Origin of the sequence: Sphingomonas sp. SUN019, from assembly GCF_024758705.1 — a bacterium.
In the GTDB taxonomy this organism is placed as follows: Bacteria; Pseudomonadota; Alphaproteobacteria; order Sphingomonadales; family Sphingomonadaceae; genus Sphingomonas.
Genome location: NZ_CP096971.1, coordinates 3,680,769 through 3,692,535, shown reverse-complemented (window position 1 = coordinate 3,692,535; position 11,767 = coordinate 3,680,769). Strand labels below are relative to the sequence as shown.

Below are 11,767 nucleotides of genomic sequence, written 5' to 3'. Positions count from 1 at the left end.
CCGGCATTGTGGCGACTGACCGATCAGAGGCTGCAGGCACGGTCGTCGGCGCGCTGGACAATGTCGAACAGGGCCACCGCGTCGCGGGCTGGGCGCGCATTCCCGGTGGTGGCGGTGAGCCGGTCGATGTCGAGATACTGGTCGACGGCGCTTTAATCGCGACCGTGACCGCCAATCAGTATCGCGACGATCTGTCGGCAAACGGCTGGGGCGATTGCGCGTTCTGGTGCGAGCTTCCGCCGGACCTGCTCGACGGGGACGAGCATCTGATTGGCGCGCGCTTTGCTGCGACGGCCGCTCCGCTCGGAAACGCCCCGCGCCTGTTTTCATTGAAGCCGGGCGACCCTGCCGTCCCCGCGAGCGTCCTGCGTGGCGCGCTCGACGGGATCGAGGACGGCGGCTGGGCGGCCGGTTGGGCGCACGCAGCATGCAACACCAAGCCGCAGACGGTAGATATATGGATCGACGGCGCGTTGATCGGGGCGGTGGTCGCCGACCAGTTCCGCGACGACCTGGACCGCGACGGCAGTGGCGATTGTGCGTTCTGGTTCGGGATTCCCGAAGCGCTGCTCGACGGGCGCGAGCATGAGATCGATGCGCGCTACGCCGGCACCAATCGATCGTTGCACGGTTCGCCGCAGACGTTTTGGATCCACGCCGCCAACGCGCTGCTGACCGATGGCGTGAACCTGATCCCGACCGCGGCGTTCGATTTCTGGCCGAACGGCCTGTGCGTGCAGCCGCGCGAGCGTTTCGAGGAGATCGTCAGCGGCTGGTATTATGATTTCCGCGGGGACCGCCCGCCGATCGTCACGATCGCGGCCGACAGGGATCACGATGCCGATCTGCCACGCCACGCTTACGCGATGCGCATTACGGTGGAGGAAGGCGGGACCGGCGGCGATATCCGCCTGATCGTGCCGATCGCAACCAGCCTGTGCGATCTGGCGCACTATCGTTTCACCATCGGCCTGTCGCGTCCGCCATCGGCCGACGACGACAGGCTTCACGTAGCGGAGATATTCATTGGCACGGTGAGGGGGTTGGCGGTGGAACCGCTGACGACCGTGCATCGCGCGCTGACACCGAACGGCGTGTATACACTTTCCGTCCCGCCTGCAGTCGACGATCCGGCATCGCTGCCGGACGTCGATCCCAACGCGACGCTCGCGTTGGTGATCGACCTTCGCGGTGACGGCGCGTTGTCGATCTTTTCGCCGGCGCTAATTCCGGCGTAGCCGCGCGCCCGTCAGTTTTCGCGCCGAGCGTCGACCAGCGCCGTCAAAACACGCGTTGCCCGACGACATTTCCGACCGGCGCATATCGGCAAACAAGATAATCGTCGCGCGCGTTCGATGCCGTCGCGCAACCCACGCGGGTCGAGCCGCGCCAGACGATCTGCGTGTAGTGCGCGACATCCTGCCAGCGGCCAGTGCGGCTGAACGCGGGGGTCGGTCCGTTGGTGAAATCGCGCTTTTCCGCGACCCAATGCCCGATCATCTCGTTATAGGCATAGGCGTCGCGCGTGCCGGTCCATAGATTCTCGCCCTCGCGCGCCGGTCCCTGCGGCTGTTTGGCGTGTTCGAAACGACGGGTGCGCGCCAGCGTCTGCGCATAGCCGCGGGCGGAGGCAACCAGGACCTCGTCCCACGATAGCGGCGCGACGTCGACCGCGGCGCGTGCGGCGTTATGCGCGGTCATCATCGTGCTTCGTAGCAGCGCCTCGCCGCGCGGCGCGGGGCCGTCAAAGCGATCGGCCTCGACGATGCGCTCCGGTCCTTGCGCGCACGAGGCCAGCAGGAGCAGGGCGGCAAGCCAATGGCGTTTCGCGGTCATCGCGACCATATCGGCGCGACCATGCCATCCGACAATGAACCATCAGAAGATTTGGCGCTGTACGTCCACTGGCCGTTCTGCGTTTCGAAATGCCCCTATTGCGATTTCAACAGCCACGTCCGCGCCGAGGTGGACCAGGCCGCGTGGCGGACTGCATTGCTGGCCGATCTGGCGCATGAAGCGGCGGTGCTGCCGGGGCGCCGGCTGGGGTCGATCTTCTTTGGCGGGGGCACGCCATCGCTGATGCCGCCCGCGACCGTTGCGGCGGTGCTCGATGAGGCCGAGCGCGCGTGGGGTTTCGCACCGAATATCGAGATCACGCTGGAGGCGAACCCGTCGTCGGTCGAGGCGGCGCGGTTTGCCGATCTGGCGGCGGTCGGGGTCAATCGCGTGTCGCTGGGATTGCAGGCGCTCGACGATGCGGCGCTCGCGTTTCTGGGGCGTGCGCATAATGTGGCAGAGGGTCTGGGTGCGCTGGATGTGGCGCAGCGCGCGTTCGATCGCGTCAGTTTCGACCTGATCTATGCGCGGCCCGGTCAGTCGGTCGCGGCGTGGGAGGCCGAACTAGTGCGCGCGCTGTCGTTCGGGACCGAGCATCTGTCGCTTTACCAACTCACGATCGAGCCCGGCACGCGCTTTGCGACCGAGGCGGCGGCGGGGCGGCTGGTGATCCCCGATGCGGACATGGGTGCGGACCTGTTCGAGGCGACGCGCGCGATGACCGCGGCGGCGGGCATTCCCGCGTACGAGATATCCAACCACGCGCGCGCCGGGGCGGAGAGCCGCCACAACCTGACCTATTGGCGGTACCGCGACTACGCCGGGATCGGGCCGGGCGCGCATGGGCGGCGCGGGAGGTGCGCGACCGTGCGCCATCGCAAGCCAGAGAATTGGCTGAACGCGGTCGCCCGCAACAGGCACGGCCTGCAGAGCGAGGAACCCCTGTCGCCCGAAACGCGCGCGACCGAGGCGTTGCTGATGGGGCTGCGGTTGCGCGAGGGCGTCGATCTGGCGTGGATCGCGGGGCGGACCGGCGTTCCGCTCCACGCTTTGGTGGACGATACGGCCGTGGCGCGCATCCCCGACCTTATCCGGCGCGACGGCGATCGGCTGCGCGTGACCGAAGCGGGGATGCTGCTGCTGGACGCTATCCTGCCCGAGGTGGTTCGGGCGGGTGAGGTGGTGTCGGCTTAGGTACTTCCGTCATCCCCGCGAACGCGGGGACCCATGGCCGAACTTCACCGACGCCACCGCGATATGTTGCGGCAAGCCGAACACCTTGGATCCCCGCTTTCGCGGGGACGACGGTTTACTTTGGCTACTTCCCGAAATTCGCCGGCGCGGGCGACACCGTCACCGTCGTTCCGCCACGAATCTCCTGCACTTCCAGCGCGCGTTCGGCCACCCCGTCGCGCCCGAAGCGGAACGCGCCGTCGATCCCGGCATAGCCCTCGCCCGACCGCAACCGCGCCTCGGGGAACGCCGCGCCTACGCGCCAGTCGCGCGAGATGCGCGCGGCGAGCAGCACCGCGTCGTAGCCAAGGCTGGACAACCGGTACGGCGCGCTGCCGAAACGCGCGCGATATTTCGCGGCATACTGGCGGTAGAGCGTATCCGACACGCTCGCGAACCACGCGCCGTTCAACGACGACTTGCTGACAATCGACGCTTCCGAATTCCACAATTCGGTGCCCAGCACGCGAGTGTTGGGACTCGCGCGTCGCAACAACGGCACCGCCATCGCAGCGGTCGTCCCGCTGTCGGCGATCAGCACGCCGTCGAATGGCGCGTCCTTGTCCATGCGGCTCACCGCGCCGGACAAGGCCCCGCCGCCGCGGTCATAGGTTTGCAGCGCCACGACGCGACCGCCCGCACTCTCTACCGCGCGCAGGAACGCGGTCGATGCGCGCGTGCCGTACAAAGCGTTGGGGACCAGCCCGCCGAAGTTCGTAACGCCGCGACCCTTGGCATAGGTCACGACGCGCTCGATCGACTGCGCCGGCGCATAGCCCATCACATAGGTGCCATCGCCCGCGACGCTGACATCGTTGGAGAACGCCAGCACCGGCACGCGCGCCTGTCGTGCGATCGGCGCGACCTGCCGCACATCCTCCGCCAGCAGCGGCCCCAGGATCAGTTGCGCACCGTCGGCGATCGCGCGGCTCGCCGCCGCCGCTGCGCCGGTCGCGGTGTCGTAATTGGTGATGCGGACCTTCTCGGTTTTGGTATCCAGCAACGCGAGCATCGTCGCGTTGGCGAGGCTCTGCCCCACGCCCGCATTCGGCCCCGACAGCGGCACCAGCAATGCGACGCGGTTGCGCGCCGAATCGCGGATCACACCTGTATCGACGCCCGTGTCGGGCCGCACCGGCGGCGGCGCGACACGATCCGGGCCGCGTGGCCCCTCCGCGCCGCGCGGGACGATCGTCGAACACGCGCCCAGCAGCATCGCCGCGCCAAGCGCAATTCCCCGAAATAGATCGCTCACCCGTTGCGGGACGGTTGCAGCCTCTGCCATGACACCTCTCGTGAACCCTCTTGTCCCCGGTCTGTACATCGTCGCCACCCCGATCGGCAATCTCGGCGACCTCACCGCGCGCGCCGCGGACGTGCTGTCGCGCGCGGACCTGATCGCGGCGGAGGATACGCGTGTCACCGCCGGGCTGTTGCGCCACATCGGCACCAAGCGTCCGATGACGCCGTACCACGATCACAATGCCGATGCGGTGCGGCCCGGCCTTGTCGCGCGGATGGGGATGGAGGCGATAGCGTTGGTGTCCGACGCGGGGACGCCGCTGATCTCCGACCCCGGCTTCAAGCTGGTGCGCGACGCGCGCGCGGCGGGGCACAACGTCGTGACGATCCCCGGCCCGTGCGCAGCGGTGGCGGCGCTGACGCTGGCGGGGCTGCCGACCGATCGTTTCCTGTTCGCGGGGTTCCTTCCCGCCAAATCGGTCGCCCGCGCGACCGCGATTGCCGAAGTCGCCGGCATCCGCGCGACGTTGGTCTTCTACGAGAGCGGGCCGCGACTCGGCGCGATGCTGGCCGCGCTGGCGGCGGGTCTGGGGGATCGCGAGGCGGCGGTGACGCGCGAGATCACGAAGAAATTCGAGGAAGCGGTGACGGGTTCGCTTTCCTCGCTCGCCGCCCGCTACGCCGACGCGCCGCCCAAGGGCGAGATCGTCGTTGTCGTCGCTCCACCCGGTGAGCCAGCGCCGCCCACCGCCGACGAAGGCGACGCGGCATTGATCGAAGCACTGGAACGGCTCCCGGCGTCGAAAGCCGCAGGCGAGGTGGCGAAGCGCCTCGGCCTCGATCGGAGGGCGCTCTATGCGCGGGCGATGGAGTTGAAGGCGTGAGGGACCGCCGCGTCGCCGAGGCCGCCGGACGGCGCGGCGAGCGGCTGGCAGGGTGGTGGTTGCGGCTGAAGGGCTGGCAGATTCTCGACCGGCGCGTGCGGACGCCTGCGGGCGAGGTCGATTTGGTGGCGAAGCGCGGCGACCTGATCGCTTTCGTCGAGGTGAAGACCCGCGCGACCGCGGCCGAACTGGACTTCGCGATCGACGAACGGCGCCTCGCGCGCGTCGCGGCGGCGGCCGAAATCCTGATGCCGCGCTATGCGACGAACGGCGAGGACATCCGCGTCGACGTAATCCTGCTCGCGCCCGGCGCACGGCCACGACATATCGAGAATGCGTGGATCGGGTGACTTCCCCGACCGCGCCCCCTACATCGCGCCGCATGACGCAATCGCTCACCGTCGCGGTCCAGATGGACCCGCTCGATTCGATCAACATTGCAGGCGATTCGTCGTTCGCGCTGATGCTGTCGGCGCAGGCGCGCGGGCATCGGCTGTTCCATTATAGCGCCGAAGACCTGAACTGGTCCGACGGGCGATTGTGGACGAAGGCGCACCCCGTCACGGTGCAACGCGTTGAAGGCGACCATTTCACCGTCGGCGATCCGGTGAAGCTCGACCTGGGCGATGAGGTCGACGTCGTGCTGATGCGGCAGGATCCGCCGTTCGACCTCGGCTACATCACCGCGACGCACCTGCTGGAGCGCATCGCGGACAAGACGCTGGTCGTGAACGATCCCGTCAGCGTGCGAAACGCGCCGGAAAAGGTCTTCGTGCTCGACTATGCGCGCTTCATGCCGCCGACGCTCGTCACGCGCAGCCTGGACGAAGCGCGCGCGTTCCTGAAAACGCATGGCGCGATCGTCGTGAAGCCGCTCCACGGCAACGGCGGCAAGGCGATCTTCCGCGTCGGTCCCGATGGCGAAAACCTGTCGGCGCTGATCGAGGTGTTCAACCAGACGTGGCGCGAACCGCATATGGTGCAGGCGTTCCTGCCCGGCGTCGCGAAGGGCGACAAGCGCATCGTGCTGGTCGACGGCAAGGTCGCGGGCGCGATCAACCGCCTGCCCGGCGAAGGCGAATTCCGCAGCAACCTGGCGGTCGGCGGCTCCGCGCAGAAAACGGAACTGACCGACAAGGAACGCGAAATCTGCGCCGCGCTGGGGCCGGAACTGAAGCGCCGCGGCCTGATCTTCGTCGGGATCGACGTGATCGCGGGCGAATGGCTGACAGAGATCAACGTCACCTCCCCCACCGGTATCGTCGCGATCGAGAAGCTCGACGGCACCGACGTCGCCGGGCTGATCTGGGACGCGATCGAGCGCAGGCACGCGGAACGAAGCTGACGCGCCCGCCGTTGGCGGATCATTCCATGACCGAATTCATCCTAAACCTGATCGCGTGGGGCGGCTATTTCGGCATATTCCTGCTGATGGCGCTGGAAAACGTCGTGCCGCCGGTTCCGTCGGAGGTAATCATGGGGCTGGGCGGGATGGCGGTCGCGCGCGGCGACATGGCGTTGGTGCCGTTGGTGCTGTGGGGCACCGCAGGAACCACGGCAGGCAATTACTTCTGGTATTTCATCGGCCGCAATATCGGCTACGAACGCTTCCGCCCGTTCATCGCGCGCCACGGCCGCTGGCTAACGATGGAGTGGCGGAACGTCGAGAACCTCCACCGCTTCTTTACGAAGCATGGCGGATGGGTGGTGTTCGTGTTCCGCTTCATGCCGACGTTCCGCACGATCATCTCGCTGCCTGCGGGCATGACCAGGATGCCGTTGTGGAAATTCCTGCTTTGGACGTTCGCCGGGTCGCTGATCTGGAACACCGTCCTGGCGGGCGCCGGCTTCTATCTCGGCTCGCGCTTTCAGGTGCTGGAGCAATATGTCGGCCCGGTCGCGATCGCGACCACCGTCCTGATCGCCATCGCCTACCTCTACCGCGTCGTCACCTGGAAACCGCGCGCCGAGCGCTAGGCACGCGGATGCGCGTTGCGATAGACGTCCATCAGATGAGCCGCATCGACCGCGGTATAGACCTGCGTCGAACTGAGGCTGGCGTGCCCCAGCAGCTCCTGCAGCGCGCGCAGATCCGCCCCGCGCCCGAGCAGATGCGTCGCGAACGAATGGCGCAGCGCGTGCGGCGTCGTCCGGTTTGACAGCCCCAGCCGCCCCCGCGCATCGCGCACGCCGGCGCGGATGACCCCCGGCGACAGCGGTCCGCCACGCGTCCCCCGAAACAGCGGCTGATCGCGCGACATCGCGTACGGGACCACAGCTACGTAAGCGTCGATCGCGTCGCGCACCTGCGGCAGCAGCGGCACGATCCGCGTCTTGTCGCGCTTTCCCGTCACCACCAGCGTCTCGCCCAGCGGCAGCACCGCGCCGGTCAGCGCCATCGCCTCCCCGATCCGCAACCCCGCGCCGTACAGCAGCAAGAGGATCGCCCAATCCCGCAGCCCGACCCACGGCGTCCGCGCCCCGTCCGCGACCTCCCCCGCCAGCGCCATCACCTCATCGGGAGCGATCGGCCGCGGCAGCCCGCGCTTGACGCGCGGCCCACGCAAGCGCGGGGCCGCCCCCTCACCGCCCGCCCAGTCAAGGAATCCACGCACCGCCGACAATTCGCGGGCGGCGGACGCATTGCCGAGCCCCTCGCCCCGCCGCAGCGCGAGGTAGGCGCGCAGGTCGGTCGCGCTCACCCGCGCCAAAGCCGCGCGATCGATCGGCTCGCCCCAATGTCGTTGCAAAAAGCCGATAATCCGCTCGGCCGTCGCGTGATAGGCGCGCACCGTATGCACGCTGCGCCGCCGGTCGCGCGCGAGATGATCGGCAAAGGCGCGGGGCAGGTCGGTCACCATGATCATCTATGCCAATCGACAAACAATATTAAGCGTTCGCGGATACCACGATCGTCATGGCTGTCGCGCGTTCACCGATCATCGACGAAACGAATCGTCTGGAGGCATTAAGGGCGCTGGGCGACCTGACGGACGGCACGGGGGCGGAGTTTTCGGCGCTGGTTGCGATGGCCGCGCGCTTCGTCGATTGTCCGATCGCCATGCTCAACCTGGTCGATCGCGACGCCCAACGCACCGTTGCAGGACACGGGATCGAACTCTCCGAACTGCCGCGAACCGTCGCATTCTGTAACCATACGGTACGCAAACGCGACCTGATGGTCGTACCGGACGCGCGCGAAGATGTCCGTTTTCAGATGAACCCGCTGGTGACCGGCGACGGCCTTCGCTTCTATGCCGGCATGCCGGTCCACGCGCCCGACGCGGACGGCACGCGCCAGCCGATCGGCGCGATCTGCGTGGTTGATACCGAACCGCGTCAACTGTCGCCCGCCGCCGCCGAGGCGTTGCGGCATCTGGCGACGGTCGCCGAGGCGCTGATTGCGGCGCGCGGAGCGGCGAACGAAAGCAAGCGGCAGGCGGAGCGGATGGCGCGTCAGGAGCGTGTCCTGCTGCAAGCCGAGCGTATGGCGATGATCGGATCGTGGCGGTTGCCGCTGGGCACCGATCATGTCGAATGGTCCGACAACGTCTATCGCATCCACGGTTTGGAGATGGGCGATCAGCCTGCGCTGAGCGAGGCGTTGGATTTCTATCCGCCACACGCGCGCGCCATCGTCAGCGGTGCGTTGGCGCAGTTGATCGACGAAGAACAACCGCTCGATATCGAAACCGATTTCGTGACGGCGCGTGGCGAGTTCCGCCGCGTTCGTTCGATCGCCGAACTGGAACGAAATGACGGCCAGCCGATCGCCATCGTCGGCATCGTCCAGGACGTCACCGATCGCTACACGATGGAACAGGCGTTGCGCCGCTCGGCCGAGCTCGACGACCTGACGGGAATCGCCAATCGCGCGGTGTTCAATCGCACGCTCGAAACCGAAATAACGATCGCACAGCGCGACGGCCTGCCGTTGTTGCTCGCGCTGGTGGACCTCGACGGGTTCAAGGCGATCAACGACACGCTCGGCCATCTCGCGGGCGACGATGTCCTGAAGGCGGTCGGGCGTCGCCTGGAACAGCCGTGGTTGAAAGGCAGCGTCGCCGCACGGCTGGGCGGCGACGAATTCGCGCTGATCGTGACCGATCCCGCTCTGGCCTCGAGCCCCGCCGCCTTCGTACGACGGCTGGAGGCGGCGCTGGCGGTGCCGGTCACCGCGAACGGCCTGACGATCATGACGGCAGGCACCGTCGGCGTCGCGCTCGTGTCCCCCGACACCGCCAATATCCGCGACATGATCCACCGCGCCGATACTGCGCTCTATGCCGCGAAGCGCGCACGCGTCGGTCTCGACCGGCGCGTGATGGAGCGCCGCGCCAGCTAGCCGCGCCGGTATCAAATCGCCATATGCGGGGCGTTCATGTCCCGCGCCCGCGTCCTCGTCCTCAATTCTGCGCTCGGCCCGCTCGACTACCGGGTGCCGCACGGCATGACGGTCGAGCCGGGATCGGTCGTCGTCGCGCCGCTCGGCCCGCGGCAGTTGCTCGGCGTGGTGTGGGAAGCCGATCGGATGCCGTCCGACGCGGAGGTCGGCGACAACCGGCTGCGCAACCTGCTGGGTGTCATGGACGTGCCGCCGCTCGCCGCGCCGCTCAGAAGGCTGGTGGAATGGACCGCGGACTATTACCTCGCGCCGCCCGCCGCAGTGGTGCGGATGGCGCTTGCCTCCACGTCGGCACTGGAGGGCGCGCGGCTGGTGGTGGAGTATCGCGCAACCGGCGTTACGCCCGACCGTCTGACCCCGCAGCGCGCGCAGGCGCTGGAACGGATCGGCGACCGCCAGGGGCTGATCCGCGAACTAGCGACGATCGCCGACGTGTCCGACGCGGTGATCCGGGGCTTGGTGAAGATTGGGGCGATCGAGGGGGTTGAGGTCGACATCGACAGCCCTTTTCCGCGTCCCGATCCGACCCACGCGCCGCCCAAACTATCCGACGATCAGCGTGCGGCGGCCGAGGTGCTCGCCGCGAACGTCGCGGCGCACGCATTCGCGCCAACCTTGCTCGACGGCGTTACCGGTTCGGGCAAGACCGAAGTGTATTTCGAGGCCGTCGCCGAAGCGATTTGCCAGGGCCGCCAGACGCTCGTGCTGCTGCCGGAGATCGCGCTGACCGAACCATTCCTGAAACGCTTTCACGATCGCTTCGGCTGCGAACCCGTCGCGTGGCATTCGGGGTTACGCTCGACCCAGCGCCGCCGCGCCTGGCGGGCGATCGCCAGCGGGCAGGCGCTGGTGACGGTAGGGGCACGCTCGGCGCTATTCCTGCCCTATGCAAATCTCGGTTTGATCGTGGTCGACGAGGCGCACGAAACCAGCTTCAAGCAGGAAGAAGGCGTCCACTATCACGCGCGCGACGTGGCGGTGATGCGCGGAAAATTCGAGGCCTGCCCGGTCATCCTCGCCTCCGCCACTCCCGCGATCGAGACGCGCCAGCAGGTCGAGATCGGAAACTATGCCGAACTAAGGCTGCCCGCGCGGTTCGGCGCGGCGGAGATGCCGACGATCGAGGCGATCGACCTGTTGCAGGAGAAGCCCGACCGCGGCCGCTGGCTCGCGCCGAGTCTGGTGACAGCGATGGAGGAGACGCTGGCGCGGGGCGAGCAGTCCTTGCTGTTCCTCAACCGGCGCGGCTACGCCCCGCTGACGCTTTGCCGGACCTGCGGGCATCGCTTCCAATGCCCCAATTGCACCGCGTGGATGGTCGAACACCGCCTGACGCGCCGTCTCGCGTGCCACCATTGTGGTCATGTCGAACCCGTCCCGCGCGTCTGCCCGGAATGCAGCACCGAAGATTCGTTGGTCGCCTGCGGCCCCGGCGTGGAGCGGATCGCGGACGAGGTCGCGGCGCTGTTCCCGGCCGCGCGGACCGCGGTCGTCACCTCGGACACGATCTGGTCCCCTGCCAAGGCGGCGGAGTTCGTCGGGCGGATGGAGGCGGGCGACATCGACATCGTCGTCGGCACGCAGCTGGTGACGAAGGGCTATCACTTCCCCAACCTGACGCTCGTCGGGGTGGTCGACGCCGATCTCGGGCTGGAAGGCGGCGACCTGCGCGCGGCCGAACGGACCTTTCAGCAAATTCGGCAGGTATCGGGCCGCGCGGGTCGTGGCGAGAAACCCGGACACGTCTTCATCCAGACGCACAGCCCGAAGGCGCAGGTCATGCAGGCGCTGATCACCGGCGACGCGACGGCATTCTACGAAGCGGAAACCGATGCGCGGCGCGAGGCGGGCGCGCCGCCGTTCGGCCGCTATGCCGCGATCGTCGTGTCGTCGGAGGATCAGCCCGCCGCGCTGGAAACCGCACGGCTGGTCGGGCGATCCGCCCCGACGGTCGACGGCATGGAAGTATACGGCCCCGCCCCCGCCCCGCTTGCCATGCTACGCGGCCGCCATCGGTACAGGCTGTTGGTTCACGCGCGACGCGCGCTGGATGTTCAGGACGTGATCCGCGACTGGCTGGGCGGGGTGGAGTGGGCCGCGAAGGTGCGGGTGACGGTCGACGTCGACCCCTACAGCTTCCTGTAGTCGACCACCTGCCGCACGCTCC

General features: G+C 67.9%; 11 protein-coding genes. 8 read left to right on the top strand and 3 right to left on the bottom strand.

The features are described from left to right. Window positions 1-8 precede the first annotated feature (8 nt). On the top strand, window positions 9-1,238 hold the full coding sequence (locus tag M0208_RS17905; protein ID WP_258893022.1) for a hypothetical protein: 1,230 nt from the start codon (window positions 9-11) through the stop codon (window positions 1,236-1,238). A gap of 43 nt (window positions 1,239-1,281) precedes the next feature. Here M0208_RS17905 and M0208_RS17900 read toward each other — a convergent pair whose 3' ends face one another. Further along, entirely contained in the window at window positions 1,282-1,836 is a 555-nt protein-coding gene (locus M0208_RS17900; RefSeq protein WP_309547023.1) for a CAP domain-containing protein, read from the bottom strand. A gap of 21 nt (window positions 1,837-1,857) precedes the next feature. On the opposite strand from M0208_RS17900, the gene hemW reads away from it, so the two are divergent. Next, window positions 1,858-3,030, top strand: a complete 1,173-nt coding sequence (gene hemW / locus M0208_RS17895) for a radical SAM family heme chaperone HemW (RefSeq protein WP_258893020.1) — start codon at window positions 1,858-1,860, stop codon at window positions 3,028-3,030. Between the two features lie 124 nt (window positions 3,031-3,154). Here the strand turns inward: hemW and M0208_RS17890 are convergent, their stop codons facing one another. Continuing rightward, complete coding sequence (locus M0208_RS17890; protein ID WP_258893019.1) at window positions 3,155-4,354, bottom strand: penicillin-binding protein activator; 1,200 nt, start codon at window positions 4,352-4,354, stop codon at window positions 3,155-3,157. Between M0208_RS17890 and rsmI the strand changes: the two genes are divergently transcribed. From rsmI to M0208_RS17870, 4 genes are read left to right on the top strand one after another with little or no spacing between them, the layout of a single operon-like run. Beyond that, window positions 4,353-5,195, top strand: a complete 843-nt coding sequence (gene rsmI, locus M0208_RS17885) for a 16S rRNA (cytidine(1402)-2'-O)-methyltransferase (protein WP_258893018.1) — start codon at window positions 4,353-4,355, stop codon at window positions 5,193-5,195. The genes M0208_RS17890 and rsmI overlap by 2 nt on opposite strands. Continuing rightward, window positions 5,192-5,545: a YraN family protein gene (locus tag M0208_RS17880; RefSeq protein WP_258893017.1), complete on the top strand. Its 354-nt coding sequence runs from the start codon at window positions 5,192-5,194 to the stop codon at window positions 5,543-5,545. The genes rsmI and M0208_RS17880 overlap by 4 nt, the downstream gene beginning before the upstream one ends. Before the next feature lie 32 nt (window positions 5,546-5,577). Beyond that, on the top strand, window positions 5,578-6,540 hold the full coding sequence (gene gshB, locus M0208_RS17875; RefSeq protein ID WP_258893016.1) for a glutathione synthase: 963 nt from the start codon (window positions 5,578-5,580) through the stop codon (window positions 6,538-6,540). Between the two features lie 26 nt (window positions 6,541-6,566). Then, window positions 6,567-7,172 carry a DedA family protein gene (locus M0208_RS17870; RefSeq protein WP_258893015.1) on the top strand — a complete coding sequence of 202 codons (606 nt, stop codon included), beginning with the start codon at window positions 6,567-6,569 and terminating at the stop codon, window positions 7,170-7,172. Here M0208_RS17870 and M0208_RS17865 read toward each other — a convergent pair. Beyond that, window positions 7,169-8,062: a tyrosine recombinase XerC gene (locus M0208_RS17865; protein ID WP_408988120.1), complete on the bottom strand. Its 894-nt coding sequence runs from the start codon at window positions 8,060-8,062 to the stop codon at window positions 7,169-7,171. The genes M0208_RS17870 and M0208_RS17865 overlap by 4 nt on opposite strands. 50 nt (window positions 8,063-8,112) lie before the next feature. Here M0208_RS17865 and M0208_RS17860 point away from each other — a divergent pair, with 50 nt between their 5' ends. Then, entirely contained in the window at window positions 8,113-9,540 is a 1,428-nt protein-coding gene (locus tag M0208_RS17860) for a diguanylate cyclase domain-containing protein (protein WP_258893014.1), read from the top strand. Window positions 9,541-9,576: 36 nt separating this feature from the next. Continuing rightward, entirely contained in the window at window positions 9,577-11,745 is a 2,169-nt protein-coding gene (locus M0208_RS17855; RefSeq protein WP_258893013.1) for a primosomal protein N', read from the top strand. The last annotated feature ends 22 nt before the right edge of the window (window positions 11,746-11,767 follow it).